Source organism: Streptomyces sp. NPDC005141 (genome assembly GCF_053599975.1).
In genome coordinates this window covers 1-18,387 of the sequence record NZ_JBSFYW010000041.1, presented here as the reverse complement: position 1 = coordinate 18,387, position 18,387 = coordinate 1, and the positions used below count along the sequence as shown (strand labels likewise).

13 protein-coding genes, 2 tRNA genes and 1 riboswitch are annotated in these 18,387 nt (G+C 71.7%); of the genes, 9 read left to right on the top strand and 6 right to left on the bottom strand.

What is annotated here, in order from left to right:
- Positions 1-51: 51 nt before the first annotated feature.
- The 3 genes from ACWD68_RS27670 to ACWD68_RS27660 all read left to right on the top strand — a co-directional run bounded on the left by ACWD68_RS27670 (position 52) and on the right by ACWD68_RS27660 (position 2,981).
- Positions 52-1,587, top strand: a complete 1,536-nt coding sequence (locus ACWD68_RS27670; RefSeq protein ID WP_451809178.1) for an amino acid permease — start codon at positions 52-54, stop codon at positions 1,585-1,587.
- Between the two features lie 120 nt (positions 1,588-1,707).
- Positions 1,708-1,780: transfer RNA gene (locus ACWD68_RS27665), tRNA-Lys, on the top strand.
- A 247-nt stretch (positions 1,781-2,027) separates the two neighbouring features.
- Complete coding sequence (locus ACWD68_RS27660) at positions 2,028-2,981, top strand: TIGR01777 family oxidoreductase (protein ID WP_451809177.1); 954 nt, start codon at positions 2,028-2,030, stop codon at positions 2,979-2,981.
- A 65-nt stretch (positions 2,982-3,046) separates the two neighbouring features.
- On the opposite strand, the gene ACWD68_RS27655 is transcribed toward ACWD68_RS27660, so the two are convergent.
- Both ACWD68_RS27655 and ACWD68_RS27650 read right to left on the bottom strand, forming a co-directional pair.
- A complete protein-coding gene (locus ACWD68_RS27655; RefSeq protein WP_451809176.1) occupies positions 3,047-3,691 on the bottom strand; it encodes a GTP cyclohydrolase II in 645 nt (214 codons plus the stop codon).
- A gap of 81 nt (positions 3,692-3,772) precedes the next feature.
- A complete protein-coding gene (locus ACWD68_RS27650; RefSeq protein ID WP_451809175.1) occupies positions 3,773-4,324 on the bottom strand; it encodes a MarR family winged helix-turn-helix transcriptional regulator in 552 nt (183 codons plus the stop codon).
- Between the two features lie 66 nt (positions 4,325-4,390).
- Here ACWD68_RS27650 and ACWD68_RS27645 point away from each other — a divergent pair, with 66 nt between their 5' ends.
- From ACWD68_RS27645 to ACWD68_RS27625, 5 genes are all read left to right on the top strand, one after another.
- Positions 4,391-5,530 carry a dihydrofolate reductase family protein gene (locus ACWD68_RS27645; RefSeq protein WP_451809174.1) on the top strand — a complete coding sequence of 380 codons (1,140 nt, stop codon included), beginning with the start codon at positions 4,391-4,393 and terminating at the stop codon, positions 5,528-5,530.
- An 80-nt stretch (positions 5,531-5,610) separates the two neighbouring features.
- A tRNA-Met gene (locus tag ACWD68_RS27640) sits at positions 5,611-5,684 on the top strand.
- Between the two features lie 262 nt (positions 5,685-5,946).
- A complete protein-coding gene (locus tag ACWD68_RS27635; RefSeq protein WP_451809173.1) occupies positions 5,947-7,062 on the top strand; it encodes a PP2C family protein-serine/threonine phosphatase in 1,116 nt (371 codons plus the stop codon).
- A gap of 305 nt (positions 7,063-7,367) precedes the next feature.
- A riboswitch (cyclic di-AMP (ydaO/yuaA leader) is annotated at positions 7,368-7,525 on the top strand.
- A gap of 11 nt (positions 7,526-7,536) precedes the next feature.
- Positions 7,537-8,577, top strand: a complete 1,041-nt coding sequence (locus tag ACWD68_RS27630) for a M23 family metallopeptidase (RefSeq protein WP_451809172.1) — start codon at positions 7,537-7,539, stop codon at positions 8,575-8,577.
- A gap of 295 nt (positions 8,578-8,872) precedes the next feature.
- Positions 8,873-9,817: an aldo/keto reductase gene (locus tag ACWD68_RS27625; protein ID WP_451809171.1), complete on the top strand. Its 945-nt coding sequence runs from the start codon at positions 8,873-8,875 to the stop codon at positions 9,815-9,817.
- Positions 9,818-9,881: 64 nt separating this feature from the next.
- On the opposite strand, the gene ACWD68_RS27620 is transcribed toward ACWD68_RS27625, so the two are convergent.
- From ACWD68_RS27620 to ACWD68_RS27605, 4 genes are all read right to left on the bottom strand, one after another.
- Positions 9,882-11,222 (bottom strand): PrsW family intramembrane metalloprotease, encoded by a 1,341-nt coding sequence (locus ACWD68_RS27620; protein WP_451809170.1) that lies wholly within the window; start codon positions 11,220-11,222, stop codon positions 9,882-9,884.
- Positions 11,223-11,314: 92 nt separating this feature from the next.
- Positions 11,315-12,151, bottom strand: coding sequence for a tRNA (guanosine(46)-N7)-methyltransferase TrmB (gene trmB / locus ACWD68_RS27615; protein WP_451809169.1), 837 nt, complete (start codon positions 12,149-12,151; stop codon positions 11,315-11,317).
- A gap of 123 nt (positions 12,152-12,274) precedes the next feature.
- Positions 12,275-13,480, bottom strand: a complete 1,206-nt coding sequence (gene lhgO, locus ACWD68_RS27610; RefSeq protein ID WP_451809168.1) for an L-2-hydroxyglutarate oxidase — start codon at positions 13,478-13,480, stop codon at positions 12,275-12,277.
- Between the two features lie 107 nt (positions 13,481-13,587).
- Positions 13,588-15,012 carry an MFS transporter gene (locus ACWD68_RS27605; protein ID WP_451809167.1) on the bottom strand — a complete coding sequence of 475 codons (1,425 nt, stop codon included), beginning with the start codon at positions 15,010-15,012 and terminating at the stop codon, positions 13,588-13,590.
- A 1,096-nt stretch (positions 15,013-16,108) separates the two neighbouring features.
- On the opposite strand from ACWD68_RS27605, the gene ACWD68_RS27600 reads away from it, so the two are divergent.
- A complete protein-coding gene (locus ACWD68_RS27600) occupies positions 16,109-18,208 on the top strand; it encodes an asparagine synthase-related protein (protein ID WP_451809166.1) in 2,100 nt (699 codons plus the stop codon).
- Positions 18,209-18,387: the final 179 nt, after the last annotated feature.

Below are 18,387 nucleotides of genomic sequence, written 5' to 3'. Positions count from 1 at the left end.
GGTCGCCCTCGTGGCGCATGTCATGCCCCCGACGAGGGAATCGCTGGGGGCATGACAGATGACGCCAGAGCGACTGGGCTGTCGGACGAAGAGCGGCTTGCCCAGCTCGGATACACGCAGGTTCTCGCCCGCCGCATGTCGGCGTTCTCCAACTACGCGGTCTCCTTCACGATCATCTCGGTCCTGTCGGGCTGCCTGACGCTCTATCTGTTCGGCATGAACACCGGCGGTCCCGCCGTGATCACCTGGGGCTGGGTCGCGGTCGGACTGATGACGCTGTTCGTCGGACTCGCGATGGCCGAGATCTGTTCGGCCTATCCGACGTCCGCCGGGCTGTACTTCTGGGCGCACCGGCTCGCCCCGGAGCGCAGCGCGGCGGCCTGGGCGTGGTTCACGGGCTGGTTCAACGTCCTCGGCCAGGTGGCGGTGACCGCCGGCATCGACTTCGGCGCCGCGTCCTTCCTCGGCGCCTATCTGAACCTCCAGTTCGACTTCGAGGTGACACCGGGCCGCACGGTCCTGCTGTTCGCCGGAATCCTGATCCTGCACGGCCTCCTGAACACCTTCGGCGTGGGGATCGTCGCCCTCCTCAACAGCATCAGCGTCTGGTGGCACGTCATCGGTGTCGCCGTCATCGTCGGCGCGCTGACCTTCGTGCCGGACCACCACCAGTCGGCCGGCTTCGTGTTCACGAAGTTCGTGAACAACACGGGCTGGGGCAGCGGGGTCTACGTCGTCCTCATCGGACTCCTCATGGCCCAGTACACGTTCACCGGTTACGACGCCTCCGCCCATATGACGGAAGAGACCCACGACGCGTCCACGGCCGGCCCGAAGGGCATCGTGCGGTCCATCTGGACGTCGTGGATCGCCGGATTCGTCCTCCTCCTCGGCTTCACCTTCGCCATCCAGTCGTACGACAAGGAGTTGGGCTCGGCGACCGGCGCGCCCCCGGCGCAGATCCTGCTGGACGCGCTCGGCGCGACGTCCGGGAAGCTCCTGCTGCTGGTCGTGATCGGCGCGCAGCTGTTCTGCGGCATGGCGTCGGTGACGGCCAACAGCCGCATGATCTACGCCTTTTCACGCGACGGCGCGCTGCCGTTCTCGCGGGTGTGGCACACGGTGAACCCGCGCACGCGGACCCCCGTGGCGGCCGTCTGGCTGGCAGCGCTGGGCGCCCTCGTGCTCGGCCTGCCGTATCTCATCAACTACGCGGCCTACGCCGCCGTGACGTCGATCGCGGTGATCGGCCTCTACGTCGCGTACGTCATCCCGACGCTGCTGCGGGTGCGCAAGGGGGACGCCTTCGAGCGCGGGCCCTGGCATCTGGGCCGCTGGTCCCGCCCCGTGGGGGTGATCGCGGTCGGCTGGGTGGCCGTCATCACGGTCCTGTTCATGCTGCCCCAGGTCTCCCCGGTCACGTGGGAGACCTTCAACTACGCCCCGATCGCCGTCCTCGTCGTCCTCGGCTTCGCCGCGGCCTGGTGGACGGCCTCGGCCCGGCACTGGTTCCTCAACCCCGACCACCAGCGCACGATCGCCCGTGAGGCCGCCCGCAAGGGCGCACCCGAACCGGTCGATCCCTGACCTTGTGCGCTTTTGGCGTGGCCGGGTCCCGATACCCGATCGGAGTCCCGGCCACGTCCCGCTATGCTCGGGGATGCATCGGCGCGGGTCGGTGCGCCGTATCGGCATCGTCCGGTGCGGGGACCCTTAGCTCAATTGGCAGAGCAGTGGACTTTTAATCCATTGGTTGTGGGTTCGAGTCCCACAGGGTCTACGACTGCGGGGGAGGGGAAAACCCCCTCTGACCTGCTGGGCAGCGTCCGGTTCGGCTTCGGCCGACTCGGGCGCTGTCTTGTTTTCGGGCCCTTGCGTGCGCGATGCGCGAGGGGATGAGTCCGGGTTTGCGGATCGGCTGGTTCTGTCACGTCGGCGCCATCGGCGGTGCCTCGCTTGCAGGGGTTCAGATTTGAACACGTTCAGTTTTCTGCGTAGGCTCGTCCCAACATGCGCGGGGGAGGCCGATGAAGGTAGTGATCCCTGGGGGAACCGGGCAGGTAGGCGCGATTCTGAACCGCGCGTTGACCGCCGGAGGCCATGACGTCGTGGTCCTGACCAGGCGGCCGGTGCGCGACCGTGAAGTCCTCTGGGACGGCGAGACCCTGGGCCCTTGGGCCGAGGTGATCAACGGCAGCGATGTCGTGGTCAACCTGGCCGGGCGCAGCGTCAGCTGTCGCTATACCGCGGCCAATCTGCAGGCCATGATGGACTCGCGCGTGCGCTCCGCCACGGTCGTGGGCGAGGCGATCGCGGCCGCGGCCCGGCCTCCCAGGGTCTGGCTGCAGATGAGCACGGCCACCGTCTACGCCCACCGCTCCGACGCACCCAACGACGAGGCGACCGGCGTGCTCGGCGGCACCGAACCCGGCGTGCCGGGCCACTGGGCCTACAGCGTCGAGATCGCCAAAGCCTGGGAGCGGGCGCAGGAGCAGGCCGAAACCCCGAACACTCGCAAGGTCGCCCTTCGCTCGGCGATGGTCATGAGCCCCGATCGGGGCGGTGTCTTCGACGTCATGCTGCGGCTGGCGCGGCTCGGCCTCGGCGGCCCCGTCGCGGGCGGCGCGCAGTATGTGTCCTGGATGCACGACCATGATTTCGTGCGCGCGGTCGAGTTCCTGGCCGACCGGGACGACCTCGCAGGGCCGGTGAACCTGGCCGCTCCCGACCCCCTGCCCCAGCGCGTGTTCATGCGCGCGATGCGAGCGGCGTGGGGTGTCCCGGTGGGCCTGCCGGCGACGAGGTGGATGGCGGAGGTCGGCGCGTTCGCACTGCGTTCGGACACCGAACTCCTGTTGAAAAGCCGCCGTGTTGTTCCCGGCCGCCTGCTCGAAGCGGGCTTCGCCTTCGATTACGTCACCTGGCCGGAGGCCGCCGACGATCTCGTGCGGCGAGTGCGCGGCGGCAGGGGCGTCTCCTGAACGGCACCGACAGCATCACGCGGCGGGGCCGGCCACTCCGGCCCGCGAGGCGGGGCGCGGGGGTGTCAGCCCGTCGAGAGGCCCGTGAGCTCGGTCAGTTCCGCCAGCGGGAGCGTGTGCTGGGTCTGGAGGACCTTGGCGCGCAGGTAGCGGACGTTGTGGGCGGTGGTGAAGACGCCCGTCGGGACGCGGTGGGAGACCGTGATGCCGAGTTCGCGGAGCTGTTCGGCCTTGTCGGGGTTGTTGGAGAGCAGGTCGAGGGAGTCGATGCCGAGGGCCCGGAGCATCTGGGCGGCGGCCGTGTAGTCGCGGTCGTCCTCGGGCAGGCCGAGGGCGGCGTTGGCGGCGTAGGTGTCGAGACCCTGGTCCTGGAGGGCGTACGCGTCGAGCTTGTTGTAGAGGCCGATGCCGCGGCCCTCCTGGCGCAGGTACAGCAGGACGCCGCCCCGTTCCGCGATCTGCTCCACCGCCTCGCGCAGCTGCGGTCCGCAGTCGCAGCGGGCGGAGCCGAAGACGTCGCCGGTCAGGCATTCGGAGTGCAGCCGCACCAGCGGGTCCGGGCCGGGCTCGCCGAGGACGACGGCCAGGTGTTCCTTCTCGTCGTCGAGGCCGTGGAAGGTGACGAGTTCCGCGTCGACGGAGTAGCCGTCGCCGAAGCGCAGGGGCACGCGGACGCGGGTGCGCACGGTGGCGGTGGGGTGGTCGCGCATGGGGTCTCTCCGTCCAGCGGGTTCGTACGAGATGGTGCTTCAGATTTGAAGCACTGTCCTGGAGGGAGACACTACATCTGCTTAAAACTTCAAGCAATGGGGTTCAGATCCCCCTCGCGCCCCTCGCGAGGAGCAGGAGCGCCGCCGCCACGGCAGATCTTCCCCGGGTGCCGCGGAATTCCCGCCCTGGATGGCCCGCGTGATGGTCCCGCAGATCTCCTCCAGTTGCCCCACCTGTTCGGGGGTCAGATGGTCGAAGACCGCCGCCCGCACCGTCTCGACGTGCCCCGGCGCGGCCCGCTCCAGGAGGGTCATGCCCTCGTCGGTGAGGACGGCCATGTGCCCGCGTCTGTCGGTGGGGCAGCCCTCCCGGCGCACGGTGCCGTCCTTCTCCAGTCGCGTCACCGCGTACGTCAGACGGCTGCGGGTGATCTTCAGGGCCTCGGCGAGGTCGGTCATCCGCAGCCGCAGGTCCGGCGCCTCGGACAACTTGGCCAGGATGGAGTAGTAAAGGTGGGGCATGCCCGCCTCCGCCTGCAGCCGGCGGTCGATGGTGTCCTCCAGCAGGGAGGTCGCGGAGACGTACGAGCGCCAGGCGCGCTGTTCGGCGGCGGAGAGCCAGCGGGTCGTCATGGACCCAGTCTAGGTATTGTTTAAAACTTGAACCACTGTCCACGTGCGACCGGAGGATGCGTCCCGATGCCCCGTCCCTACGTCCTGTTGTCCGCCGCCGTCTCCCTCGACGGCTTCCTGGACGACACCGGCCCCGAGCGGCTGCTGCTCTCGGGCGCGGCCGACTTCGACCGGGTCGACGAGGTGCGGGCGTCCAGCGACGCGATCCTGGTGGGCGCCGGGACCCTGCGCACGGACAATCCGCGGCTCCTGGTCAACTCCGCCGACCGGCGCGCGGCCCGCGTCGCCGCCGGCCGCCCCGAGTACCCGCTGAAGGTCACCGTCAGCGGCTCCGGAGACCTCGACCCGAAGGCGCAGTTCTGGCACACGGGCGGCGAAAAGGTCGTCTACACGACCGACGAGGGCGCGAGGCGCGCAGCCGCCCAGCTGCACGGCCTCCCCGGCGTCGATGTCGTCCCGACCGGCCCCGAACTCGACTGGCGTGTGCTGCTGGAACACCTCCACGACGTACGGGGTGTGCGCCGCCTCATGGTCGAAGGGGGCGGGCTGGTCCACACCCAGCTCGTGCGGGAGGGCCTCGCCGACGAACTGCAGCTCGCCGTCGCCCCCCTCTTCGTCGGGCAGCCGGACGCACCGCGGCTGTTCGGAACGGGGACGTATCCTCCCGGCCGGCTGCGGCTGGTGGAGACCCGGCCGGTCGGGGACGTCGTGCTCATCCGGTACGTCCCCACCGCGCCCGGCACCGGCGGGCTCGCCTCCGCGGCGGACCGGCGGTGGCTGGAGCTCGCCTGCGAGCTGGCGGCGCTGTGCCCGCCCTCGGAGACCGCGTTCAGCGTGGGCGCCGTGGTGGTCGCGGCCGACGGGACCGAGCTGGCTCGCGGCCACTCCCGCGAGGGCGACGACCCCGTCGTGCACGCCGAGGAGGCCGCCCTCGCCAAAATCGACCCGGCCGATCCGCGGCTGGCCGCCGCCACCGTCTACAGCAGCCTGGAGCCGTGCGCCCGCCGCGCCTCCCGGCCCGCGCCGTGCGCCCGGCTGATCCTCGACGCCGGGGTGCGACGGGTGGTGACCGCCTGGCGTGAGCCCGACACGTTCGTCGCGGACGCCGACGGGAACGGGCTCCTCGCCGCCGCGGGCGCCGACGTCGTCGTCCTCCCCGAGTACGCGGAACGCGCCAAGGCCCCCAACCTGCATCTGCCGGGATAGGGGCCCGCGACCCCGCTGATGGGGTGCGTTTAAACGCGTGTGCTTCGGGTCCCGCGGATGGCGTACACTGGTTTCAACGACGCGGGGTGGAGCAGCTCGGTAGCTCGCTGGGCTCATAACCCAGAGGTCGCAGGTTCAAATCCTGTCCCCGCTACTCAAGGCCAAGGGCCGGAACTCGGATTCACGAGTTCCGGCCCTTGGTGTATGCCCTCCGGCCCGTCCACTTCCGGGGCCGTAGGCCTTCCCGGTTCTCCCTCTCCAGGCCGGTCCCCTTGCGGCAGCCGGTGTCATCCCCCGGTCGGGTCACACGGGTCGCCCGCCACCTTTCCTCCGGGTCTTCTGGACGGGTGGGGCAGCCAGGAGGTGAGCATCGAGCCGGAGAACCGCATGGCCGGGCCGACAGGCCGTCGCCCGGTGTGCCCGGGGGCGCCCGGCCGCCCGATCCGGGGGGAGCGGCTCCCCGCAGGATCTCCTTCGCGCGCGCCTTCGTCCGGAGCCTGCCCGCGCTGCTCGTCGTCGCCGGGATCCTCTACGACGTCCTCACGCCGTCGGACTTCACCGCGGCCCCCCTCTTCACGGCCGCGCCTCTGGTGGCCGCGCCCCTCTATTCGCTGCGCGGCACCGTTCTCACCGGCGCCCTCGCCGTCGGCGCGGTGGTCCTGGTCCACTACCTGCTCGACATCGTCATGAAGGTCGACGCGATCACCGAATCGGTCACCGTGGCGACGGCCGCCGTCCTCGCGGTCCTCATCAACATCCTCGTCCGGCGCAGCGACGAACGGCTCGCCTCCGTCCGGCAGATCGCCGAGTTCGCGCAGCGTGCCGTGCTGCCCGAGCCCGACGCGCGGATCGACGGCCTCGATGTCGCGGCGCGGTACGAGGCGGCGCAGGCGGACGCGTTCATCGGCGGTGACCTGTACGCGGTGCAGGAATCGCCGTACGGCGTGCGGATGGTCGTCGGCGACGTACGGGGGAAGGGGATGGCCGCCGTGGCCGCCGTCGCCGTGGTGATCGGCGCGTTCCGGGAGGCGGCCGAGCAGGAGGCGACCCTGGAGGCGGTCGCACGGCGCCTGGAGCGGGCACTGACGCGTCCGGGCACCCGGCACGAGAGCCCCCACGCTTTCGAGGAGTTCACCACCGCCGTCCTCGCGGAGATCCCGTACGACGAGGACATCGTGCGCATCGTCAACCGCGGCCATCCGCCGCCCCTGCTCCTGCATCCCGACGGCACACTCGTCACGCTCGCCGCCGAGCCCTTCGCCCTGCCCCTCGGGATGAGCGAACTGGGAACCTGGCCCGACCACGCTCTGCCGGCCCCCTTTCCGCGCGGGGCGACGCTGCTCCTGCACACCGACGGTCTGTCCGAGGCCCGTGATCCGTGCGGGGAGTTCTACGATCCGGCCGCGCGGCTGGCCGGACGGGTCTTTCCCGGCCCCGACGCGCTGCTGACCGTCCTCGCCGAGGAGGTGCGCCGGCATACGGGCGGCGCACTGACGGACGACATGGCGCTGCTCGCCGTCCGGCGCGTTTGAGGCGGGCTCGGCGACCGGGTCCCCGCACCGCTCGGACGGCTCGTCGCGCGCGACACGTACGGCCTTCTCGACCGTTGTCACGAGGAGTGATCGGACGGTGCCCCTCCGCATAACGACTGACACACCGTCAAATAAATCCGTGTCGAGGCCGCGTGGTCAACTCGCCCGTTTTTCATCGTCCATGACCCCAAAGTCCTGGCCAAAAGCTGTTAATGATCAGTCGGAACAGCTTGGAATCCGGTGCCTGGGTCTATTAACGTTCGATAACGCAGCGCGGTCGTCCCAGCCGTCACAAGAGATGGCTCCGTGCGCACGTGCCGAATCCTGCAAAGGAACCGGGGAACCACCTACTTGGGGTGAATCGAGCGTATTGCGCCGTGGAAGCACGGTGGTTATACGCGCGTAGGAGACCTTCCTGCTCCGAACCCGTCAGCTAACCCGGTAGGCGACAGGGAAGGAAAGGAGTGCGCCCACGTGGCGTCCAACCGGCCTGCTCAGCCAACCTCGTTCGCGCCGAATGACACTCAGACCTTCGGCTATGCCTCAGGCAAGGACGAGGGAACCTGGGAAGAGTGGAACCCCACCGAGGATTCCGTTCTTCCCGTCCGCGGCCGGCACCGCGTAGGCAAGCAGCGCGGTGGAGGACTCGCCCGCAGCTCCACCGTTCTCGGCGTGGGTGTCATAGCCGCCGTCGGCGCGGGTGGCATGGCCACCGCCGCGCCGGGCAAGGCGCCCGTCTCGATCTCGCTGCCCGACCTGTCGTCGGTCACCGAGTCCGCCAAGGCCCTGATATCGGACGGCGGATCCAGCGCTCCCAAGGGTTCCACCACTCCGCTCACGAGCGCCGGTCTGACCGGCGTCGACACGGCGCAGGGTGCCACGGACGCCGGTGAGGCGCTGCGCGCCCGCATCATGCAGCAGGCCGAGTCGCAGCAGAACCAGGTCGACACCGCCGCCCAGCAGGCCGCCCAGGCCGCCGCCGCGAAGAAGGCCGTCGCGCTCGCCGCCAAGCAGCAGGACGACGCGGAGGCCAAGGCCGCCGCGGTGAAGAAGAAGGCGGAGGACGCGGCCAAGGCGAAGGCGGAGGCCGAGCGTCTCGCCGAGCTCGCCAAGAGCTACTCGCTGCCGACCTCCTCGTACACCCTGACCTCGACCTTCGGCGAGGCCGGCTCCATGTGGTCCTCCGGCTATCACACCGGACTCGACTTCGCGGCGCCCACCGGCACGCTCATCAAGGCGATCCACAGCGGCACCATCACGGAGGCCGGCTGGGCCGGCTCGTACGGCTACCGCACGATCCTCACCCTCGACGACGGTACGGAGCTGTGGTTCTGCCACCAGTCGTCGATCAGCGTCAGCGTGGGCCAGAAGGTCGCCACCGGTGATGTCATCGGGCGCGTGGGTGCGACGGGCAATGTCACCGGGCCGCATCTGCACCTCGAGGTGCACCCCGGCGGTGCCGCCACCGGCATCGACCCGATGGCATGGCTCCACAGCAAGGGCCTCAACCCCTGACCTGTACGGCTTCTGACCTGTACGGGCTTTTGAGCCGTACGCCACCTGAGCCAGCTGAGCCGTACGCGTCCTGACGCGTACGAGCGATCCCTCAGACCTGAGGGTTCGTGATCCGTCTGCTCGCGGCGCGTGCGGCCCCCGGCCGTACGCGCGTCTCTCCCGATCTCCGGCGGTCCTGACGACACCCCCCCCGACGTCAGGGCTGCCGGTTCGGCGTCTGCGGACGCGTGCGCTCACCCGGCCCGCCGGAGTGGGTGCGGAATACATGCATCCGGTGGGGGCGTTGACGTCGGGCATGACTTCTCTTCGCAAGCTCGGTTCGTCCGACCTCGAGGTCTTCCCGCTCTCCCTCGGTGGCAACGTCTTCGGCTGGACGGCCGACGAGACCCGGTCCTTCGCGGTCCTCGACGCCTACGCGGCCGCCGGCGGCAACTTCCTCGACACGGCCGACTCCTACTCGTCATGGGTCGAGGGCAACGAGGGCGGCGAGTCCGAGACCATCATCGGCAAGTGGCTGAAGACCCGCGGCAACCGTGCGGACATCGTGGTCGCCACCAAGGTCAGCCAGCATCCCGCGTACCCGGGGCTGTCCGGCGCCAACATCAAGGCCGCGGCCGACGCGTCGCTGCGCCGCCTGGGCACCGACCACATCGACCTCTACTACACGCACTTCGACAAGCCGGAGGTGCCGGTCGACGAGATCATCGGCGCCCTCGACGAGCTGGTGACGGCTGGCAAGGTGCGGCACATCGCCGCCTCCAACCTCTCGCCCGAGCGGCTTCAGGAGTCCCTGGAGTTCTCCGACCGTGAGGGCCTCGCGCGGTATGTCGCGCTCCAGCCGCAGTACAACCTGGTCTCGCGCGACACCTACGAGGGCGCCCGGCGGGACATCGCCTCCCGGGCGGGCCTGGCCGCCGTCCCGTACTTCGGGCTCGCCGCCGGCTTCCTCACCGGCAAGTACCGCCCGGGCACGACGGTCGACTCGCCCCGTGCAGGGGCCGCGGCCAAGCACCTCGAGACGGAACGCGGGCAGCGGGTCCTCACCGCCCTCGACGAGGTCGCCGAGGCCCATGGCACCGAGGTCGCGACGGTCGCCCTCGCCTGGCTGGCCGCCCAGCCGACGGTCGCCGCGCCGATCGCCTCCGCCCGGACGGTGGAGCAGCTCCCGGCGCTGCTGGGGGTCGCGGACCTGGTCCTGACGGACGACGAACTGACGCGGTTGTCCAAGGCGTCGGCGTAACCACCGGAGGTCCTGGCGCCCGGCACCGCCGGTATCGGCCGGCGATGCCGGGGCGGTGCCGTGTCTACGAGCGGTACGGGTTGTACGCGGGATACGGGACCGGCGGAGCGTACGGCTGCGCTTGCGGGGCGGCGTATCCGTAGCCGTTCGCGTACCCGTGGGCCGGCCAGGGCGGCGGCGCGGGCATCGGTGTCGTCGCGTGGGCCGCGTAGGCGAGGGCCGGGCGGGCGATCTCCCGGCGGCGCCACAGCTCGTCGAGCAATCCGCGCTCCCGTACGACGAAATCGGCGCCCGCGCGGCCGAGGCGTCCCCGGTGGCGCAGGAATGCCAGTGAGGTCGCGTACGCCTCGTACTCCGCCACCGAGCGCGCCGCGGCCTTCCCGAAGTGGTGGCCGGCGTACTCGCGGGCGAGCCGCCGCGCCCGCATCGAGCCGAGCGCCCACGGCTCCGTCGCGCCCAGCCACCCGGCGACGGTGTACGCGGGCAGTTCCGCGCGCACGGTGCGCAGCTCGCGCTGCCGGGTCCAGACGACCAGCCAGGTCAGCAGCCCGAACGCGGGCACCATGAACGCGGCGTACACCCCGAAGAACCCCCACTCGCCGAAGCCCGACGAGCCGTTCCAGATCGCGTGCATGCCCATCGCGAGCAGCAGTCCGGCCAGGGGGAGCAGAACGCGGCGCACATGCTGGCGCTCGGCGGACAGCGCCGCGACGCCGAAGCCGATGCCGGTCAGCACGGTGAACAGCGGATGCGCGAAGGGCGACATCACCACGCGGACGAAGAAGGTCGCGGCGGTGACGGAGGCGAGCCCGCTGTCCCCGCTGAGCTGGTCGGTGCCGAAGGCGGTGCCGAGATAGAGGATGTTCTCGGTGAACGCGAAGCCGGTGGCGGTGACCCCGGCGATCACGACGCCGTCGACGATCCCGGTGAAGTCCCGTCTGCGGAAGAGGAAGACCAGCAGGACGGCCGCCGCCTTCGCCGACTCCTCGACGACGGGCGCTATGACCGTCGCGCCGAGCGTGTCGGCGCTGGACGGATCCGCGGTCGCGATCGCTATCCACCGGGTCGCGAAACTGTTGGCGACGATCGCTATGAGCGCGGCCGCGCAGGCACCCCAGGCGAAGGAGAAGAGCAGGTTGTGCCAGGGGCCCGGCTCGACCCGGTCCAGCCACCGGAAGGCGGCTATGAGCAGCGGCACGGGGAACACGGCCAGTCCGAGGCCGACCAGGAAACCCTCGGTGCCGGTCTGTTCGCGGACGAGGGCGAGGATCACGAGACCGGACATCGCGAGCAGCGTGATCAGCGATCCGTACCGGACCCATCTGCGCTGCCACCAGTGAGGGTGTCTCAGCGCAGGTCCGGCGGGGCCGCCGGGCTGTGTCGGGTACGGAGGATGGATGGCCACGGCATTGACCCTAACGAGGGAGGGCGTGGCCCGCGAGGGTGACCGGAGTCGTCCGGGTGATTCCCGGGAGACACCGGAGCGCCGCGTGCGGGTCAGTCACCCGGGGTGTGCTGGTCTCGATGCTGTACGCGCCGGAACAGGAGGTCGTTCACCACATGACCCTTGTCCAGTCCCTGGCCCTCGAAACGGGTCAGCGGCCGGAACTCCGGACGCGGCGCGAAACCGCCGTCCGGCCGAGTGTTCTCGAAGTCGGGGTGCGCGCTCAGCACTTCGAGCATCTGTTCCGCATACGGTTCCCAGTCCGTCGCACAGTGCACGAGCGCGCCCGGCGCGAGGCGGGTCGCGGCGAGATCGAGGAACTCCGGCTGGATCAGCCGCCGCTTGTGGTGGCGCTTCTTGGGCCACGGGTCGGGGAAGTAGACGCGCAGGCCGTTCAGGGACGCGGGAGGGAGCATCTCGCGGAGCAGGATGATCGCGTCGCCGTTGGCGACCCGGATGTTGGTCAGGCCGCTCCGCTCGGCGAGGTTGAGCAGGTTGCCCTGACCGGGTGTGTGCACGTCCACGGCGAGGATTCCGGTCTCCTGGTCCTCGGCCGCCATCTGCGCGGTGGCCTCACCCATGCCGAAGCCGATCTCCAGCACGACGGGGCCGTCCGTGCCGAACAGCTCCGCCAGGTCGATCGTCCGCCGTCCGTCGATGTCCAGACCCCACTTGGGCCACAGGCGCTGCAGCGCGTCCGCCTGTCCGGTCGTCACCCGGCTCCGCCGCGGCTGGAAACTCCGGATCCGGCGCTCGAAGTGCGAGCCGGCGGGATCGGGCTGCGGACCCTCGGGGAAGCGGGGCTCGCCCTTGGCACGGTGGTGACGCAGCGAGCCGTCCTCGGCGGGGGCGGGCCGGGTCTCTTCGGGGGAGTCAAGGAAGTCAGACACAGTGGAGTCGATTTTACGGGCGCCGCGGAGCGGGGCGGCCCGTCGTCACGCCGGGTGCCGTCGTCGCGCCGGGTGCCGTGGGCGTGGTGGCGGGCCGGTTCCGTGGTGGCGGGCCGGGCCGGTTCAGGCCGCTGTCAGGGCCGCCAGGGCTCGGCGGGCGACCTCGCGGCCGATCGGGAGCGATGCCGTGGCCGCGGGGGACGGCGCGTTCAGGACGTGCACCGTCCGCGGGCCCTCCTTGATCAGGAAGTCGTCGACCAGGGTGCCGTCCCGCAGGACCGCCTGGGCGCGGACCCCGGCGGCGGCGGGGACCAGGTCCTCCGGGGTCACCGCGGGCAGCAGCCGCCGTACCGCCTCCGTGAACGCCGCCTTCGACACCGACCGGCGCAGCTCCCCGGCTCCGTAGCGCCAGTGCCGCCGGGCTATCCGCCAGGAACCCGGCCAGGCCAGGGTCGCGCCCAGCTCCCGAGGCCGGACGACGCCCCACCCGTACCCCTCCCGGGCGAGCGCGGGCACCGCGTTGGGGCCGACGTGGACGCCGCCGTCGATGCCCCGGGTGAGGTGGACACCGAGGAAGGGGAACGCCGGGTCCGGAACCGGGTACACCAGGCCCCGCACCAGCTCCGGCCGCGCGAGCGTGTAGTACTCGCCCCGGAACGGCACGATCCGCATGCCGGGGTCGTCCCCCGTGAGCCGGGCCGTCTCGTCGCAGTGCAGCCCCGCGCAGTTGACGAGGACCCGCCCGCGGACGATCGTCCCGTCCGCCGTGCGTACGGCGACGCCGAGGCCGGGGCGGCGGTCGGCGCGCACGACGTCCGCCCCGTACCGGATCTCCGCCCCGGAGGCATCCCCGAGCCGCCGGGCCACCGCCGCGAAATCGCAGACGCCCGTGGTGCCCACATGGATGGCGGCGAGGCCGCGGACCTCGGGCTCGTGCTCGGTGAGCTGGGCGGGGCCCAGCTCCCTGACCGGAATGCCGTTCTCCCGGCCGCGCTGCACCAGGCTGTGCAGCCGGGGGAGCTCCGACTTCTCCGTCGCGACGATCAGCTTGCCGGTGACGGCGTGCGCGATGTCGTACTCCGCGCAGAACTTGACCATCTCGGCGGCGCCCCGCACCGCGTACCGCGCCTTCAGGGAGCCCGGGCGGTAGTAGATCCCGCTGTGGATCACCCCGCTGTTTCGCCCGGTCTGGTGCAGGGCGGGCCCCTGCTCCTTCTCCAGCACCGTCACTCGGGTGCCCGGCGCCGCGCGCGTGATGGCGTACGCCGTCGACAGGCCGACGATTCCGCCGCCGATCACCAGCACATCGCAGTCGTACGCGCTCCGCATGTGCACCACCTCCCGGCTTCGATAGTGCACTGCGCCACTGACAATGCCCTCAAACCCGAGAGACACGCCCCCGCGCCGCTTCGAACCGCGGGGCCGTCGCGCTCTGTCTACGCCGGAGCCATCAGCAGTGGGCGCGCCCGCTCCCGCAGCTCCACCACGCGCGGTTCGTCTCCGTACGGCTCCAGCCGGTGCAGCAGGTCCTTCACGTACTCGGTGGTGCGCGCGGAGGAGATGCGCCCCGCGACCTCCACCGCTCGTACGCCCTGCTCGCACGCCGCGTCCAGATTGCCCGATTCCAGCTCGGCGACCGCCGACACCACCAGCCGCAGCCCGTGCGACCGTACGAACTCCTCCGTCGGCTTCGACAGCGCCTGTTCGGTGAAGCGGCGCACCTGGCGCGGCGCCTTCAGGTCGCGGTAGCACTCGGCGGCGTCGGCCGCGAAGCGGTCGTACGAGTAGAAGCCGAGCCAGGACGGGTCGTGGTCGCCGTCGCGGGCCCGCTCCAGCCAGCCCTCGGCCGCCTTCAGCGCCGTGCCGGCCGCCTGGGCGTCACCCGCGCGCGCGTGGGCACGTGCCTCGACGAGGCGGAAGAAGCTCATGGTGCGGGCCGTGGCGAGACCGCGGTTGCGCTCCAGAGCGGCCTGGGCGAGGTCGACGCCCTCGTCCCCGAAGCCCCGGTAGGTCGCCTGGAGGGACATGGAAGCCAGGACGTAGCCCCCGAGGGGCACGTCGGCGGCGGCCCGGGCCAGCCGCAGGGCCTGGATGTAGTAGCGCTGCGCGGCCTCCTGCTGCCCCGTGTCGAAGGCCATCCAGCCCGCGAGACGGGTGAGTTCGGCCGACGCGCCGAAGAGCGCTCTGCCGACCTCGTCGGAGTAGGAGCCGAGCAGCAGGGGCGCGGCCTCGACCCGCAGGCACTCGGGCACCATGGACGAGCGCCAGTCGCCACCTCCGTACTTGGAGTCCCAGCGCCTGGCGTCCTCGGCTGCCTCGCGGAGCTTCAGCACATCGCTGTGGCCGACTTTCAGCGGTGCTCCGGAGCCCTCACCGGGGCTCACCTCGCGCGCCACCGAACTGTCGGCCGGGGTTATCAGCCACCGTGAGGCGGGAGTCGCGTACGCGCTCACGGCGAAGGAGCCGGCCAGCGACTGCCAGATGCCACCGCCGCCGGCCCGGCGTCCGGCGAGATCGAGGCGGTACAGCTCCGTCGCCGACCGCACCGCCTGCCCGACGTCACGAGGGAAGGCGAGGCCCACCTCCGGCGCGGGGTCCGCGTCCGCCAGGCCGATCTCGTGGAGCGGCACCGGACGGCCGAGCTTCTGGCCGATGGCGGCCGCGATGAGGTGCGGCGCGGCGCCCTGAGGCACCATGCCCTTCGACACCCAGCGCGCCACCGACGTCTTGTCGTAGCGAAGTGTCAACCCGCGTTGAGCGCCAAGGTCGTTGACGCGACGCGCGAGTCCTGCGTTGCTGATTCCCGCGAGGGCGAGAACGGCGCCGAGTTTTTCGTTCGGCCCGCGTTGCTCCCTGGACATGCGCCACCCCTCGACACAGACGGCTGCCGCGCTGGCATAACCATGCGGCATTCGTAAACCCAGCGTAGTTCGCCCGATCCCCAGCGTTAAGGGGCGTAGGTCCGGTTGGCGGGATTGTGGTCCGTACGACTGTACGGACGGTTGCGGCGTGCTCCCGTTGTGTGGCCGTGCGCCCGTCCGTGCGCTCTTCTCCGGCCATCTGGGGAGCGCTTCCATGGAACGTGCGTGGGTCGGCCCGCTGTACTGGATCCAGTGGGCTGGGGGACACCGCCGCCTACATCCCCGCGGGCGGCGGACCGGTCCGGGAGGCGAACTCCGCCTCCCGGACTGTGCGTTGCCGAAGCGGTGCGCAAGGCCTGTACGGAGCGTGTCCACGCCTGTCCGTCCATCGCCGATTTGGCCGAAAATCGACGGTGGTCTCGGAGGGTGATTAGGGCTCTCACCATGCGAGTTGAGGGCGCGAAGGGCGTCCTGAGGGAGCGTATCGGGGGCGCATTCGCGTCGACCCGGTGGGGGTCGGGTGGTTCGCCAGGGTTCCTCGCAGGGGGTGTCGAGGCGCTGGTCGGGGCGTCGGCCCAGGGGTCGGCCGGGGTGCCCTCGGGGTGTTCGCCGGGCCTGCGGCTGCGGTGGCGGGCGGTGCACGGGGTGTTGGGTGCCACCACGCGGCCCGGTTGACGTCCCCTCGGGGCGCCTCCTCGTGATGTCTCCTCGCGGCCTCGCGTCGTGCCGGATCGAGTGCCGGCGCAGTGGTGATCGCCCCGGTCCGTCAGGTGTTCGGTCGGGGGTCGGCTCAGGGGTCCGGTCCGCTGCCGAGTGGGGTATCGGGTCGAGTGCCGGGCGGAGGGCGCAGGGCGGTCCGGCGGCGGCTCGGGTGGATTACTGAGGGTGCGCGCGGCGGTTCCGGTTGCCTCAACGGGCCCTGCGCGAGGGGCATTTGTCCGTGGTGCGACCGCATCGCGTCGGCGCGGGCTTCCGCATGGGGGCGCACTTCGGGGAGCGCAAGCCGTCGCAGGGACCCTCCCACACGCTTCCTTCGTGGCAGCATGGTGCCGAGTTCGTACGGTGCACTGGTTGTCCACAGCCTGTGGAGGCGACGATGCGATGGTTGGTGGGGTGGAGCAGCACCGTCGCCAAAGCGTCCGGGATCGGCTCGGCGGGCGCCACGGGGAGCAACGGCGAGACCGTGCACCCGGTGGGTTCCCACCTCCTGTGGGGCGACCCCGATCCGCTGTGGGCCGTCGGCGACTGGCGGCCCGACGAGGTGCGCGTGGTGAAGGCCGACGCGCAGAACCGCATCGCCGTCCTGGGTACCTGCGGAGCCTCCGACGAAGAGCTGAGGGTCGGACTGTTCGCCGCGCGCGGAGGCGCACTCCGCCACCTCACCAACTGGTCCGGCAGCTACACCGCGGTCGTCCAGGTCGGCCGCCGGGTGACCGTCTGCGGTGATCTCGCCGGCGCGCGGCCCGTGTTCTACACCCCGTGGGCCGGCGGCACGGCGTACGCGACCGCCGCGCTTCCCCTCGCCGATCTCATCGAGGCCAACCTCGACTTCGGGCACCTGGCCGCGATGCTCGCCGCCCCCGACGTACCGGCCGCGGTGCACGACTCCACCCCGTACGAAGGCGTGCGCCGCATTCCGCCGGGTCACACACTCATCCTGCGCGCCGGGGCCCGCGAGATCGCCGGGTACGAGCCCGTCGCCTCCCTCGCCGTCGCCGCGCCCATCGCCGACCCCGCGGTCGCCGTGGACGCCGTACGGGACGCCCTCGTGGAGGCCGTCCGCGCCCGTCTCTCCGCGCCCCGCCACGTGCCGGGCACCGATGTGGACCCCGGTCCCGTGCCCGGCATGGGACCCGCCGAGCGGCGCGCCGCACGCGGGACGCCGGTGCCGGGCATCGGAGCCGACCTCTCCGGAGGGCCCGCCTCGGGGACCCTCGCGCTGCTCGCCGCCGGCCTTCCCGGGGCGCCCGGCACGGTCCTCGGACACGGCACGGGCGCCGGGGAACGGCTCCTGGCGGTTACCTTCAACGACCTCGCCGTGCGGGGGCGCGAGGCCGAGCTCGAGCGGGCGGGGACGCTGGCCGCGAATCCCCGGCTGCACCACGTCGTCGTCACCGGGGGCGAAGAGACCCTTCCCTACGCCGACTTGGAGGGGCCGCTGACCGACGAGCCGGGGCCGTCCCTGGTGACGGCGGCACGGCACCGCGCGCGGCTCGCCTCCGGCAGTGCGGACCACTTCACGGGCTACGGCGCACGGCAGGTGCTGGACGCCCATCCGGCCCGGCTCGCCGACCTGCTCATGGACCGCAAGCGGCGCCATCTGGTGCGGCCCGTCGCCGCGTTGGCGAAGGCCGACGGCTCGGTGATGGTCCCCGCGCGCGTGTACGGCGCGGCGCGCAAGCTCGCCCGTACGCCGTACCGCGCCGGAGTCGACGTCCTCGCCGACCGGTTGCTGCACCGGCGGTTCGAGGAGCCCGGAGGTGCGGTGGGGGCGTCGCTGGCGGCGCTCAGCTGGGCCAGACCCGGGCCCGCGGCGCGGTGGCTGACCGGGGAGGCGCTGGCTGAAGTATCGGTTCGCCTCCAGGCGGGCGGGGCGCGGTTGAACGTCGGTCCCGGGCAGCGGCCGGGGGACTTCCGCGCGCGTGCCGCGCTGGCCCGCCACGCGGCGGACGTACGCGTCCTCGAGCAGGCCGCCGAGATCCGCTTCCAGCGGCTGCACACGCCGTTCCTGGACAACCAGGTCGTCCGGGCGTGCCGTGAGCTGCCGGAGGCGCTGCGGGTGCAGCCGGGGGCGCGGGCGGCGATTCTGCGTACGGTGCTGGAGGGGGCCGGGGTGGCCGATCTGCCCCCCGGGTGGGGGGCTCCGTCCCACGCGTCCTCCGCGGCGGCCGTCCGTACGGGGTTGCGGGTGGCGGCCGATTCCCTGGTCTCCCTGTTCGACACGCCGTTGCTCGCGCAGGCGGGGCTGGTCGAGGCGCGAGTCGTGCGCAAGGCGCTGCGCGCGGCGGCGGAGGGGGCGCCGTTGCCCCTCGACGGACTGGCCGATCTCGTCTCGCTCGAACTGTGGCTGCGGCGGTTGCTGGCCCGGCGCGGGACGTGCTGGACGGGGACGCCCGCGCGGCAGCGGGCCGTTCCGGCGGGGATCGTGCCGCAGGGGAGGGCGTTGGGGGCGGGGGCGGCGGCTCGGCAGGGCTGAGGTCGCCCTCCGGGGTTCCGGGGTGGCTGCCCGGTGCCCGGGTGCGCTCGCGCTGGCGCCGGGTGCGGGTTCGGTGGGTGGGTCGGGGCCGTGCCGGTACATCCCAGTCCGTCGCCGCTGGATCAGACGTGGGTCCAGGAGGGGGGAACCGCTGCTCGATCCGGACGTAAGCGACGGAC

What these genes read in the sequence shown, in the direction of transcription:
- ACWD68_RS27670 (WP_451809178.1), top strand. Translation starts at nt 52, where the DNA reads ATGACAGATGACGCCAGAGCGACTGGGCTGTCGGACGAAGAGCGGCTT.
- ACWD68_RS27660 (WP_451809177.1), top strand. Translation starts at nt 2,028, where the DNA reads ATGAAGGTAGTGATCCCTGGGGGAACCGGGCAGGTAGGCGCGATTCTG.
- ACWD68_RS27655 (WP_451809176.1), bottom strand. Translation starts at nt 3,691, where the DNA reads ATGCGCGACCACCCCACCGCCACCGTGCGCACCCGCGTCCGCGTGCCC.
- ACWD68_RS27650 (WP_451809175.1), bottom strand. Translation starts at nt 4,324, where the DNA reads ATGACGACCCGCTGGCTCTCCGCCGCCGAACAGCGCGCCTGGCGCTCG.
- ACWD68_RS27645 (WP_451809174.1), top strand. Translation starts at nt 4,391, where the DNA reads ATGCCCCGTCCCTACGTCCTGTTGTCCGCCGCCGTCTCCCTCGACGGC.
- ACWD68_RS27625 (WP_451809171.1), top strand. Translation starts at nt 8,873, where the DNA reads ATGACTTCTCTTCGCAAGCTCGGTTCGTCCGACCTCGAGGTCTTCCCG.
- lhgO (WP_451809168.1), bottom strand. Translation starts at nt 13,480, where the DNA reads ATGCGGAGCGCGTACGACTGCGATGTGCTGGTGATCGGCGGCGGAATC.
- ACWD68_RS27605 (WP_451809167.1), bottom strand. Translation starts at nt 15,012, where the DNA reads ATGTCCAGGGAGCAACGCGGGCCGAACGAAAAACTCGGCGCCGTTCTC.
- ACWD68_RS27600 (WP_451809166.1), top strand. Translation starts at nt 16,109, where the DNA reads ATGCGATGGTTGGTGGGGTGGAGCAGCACCGTCGCCAAAGCGTCCGGG.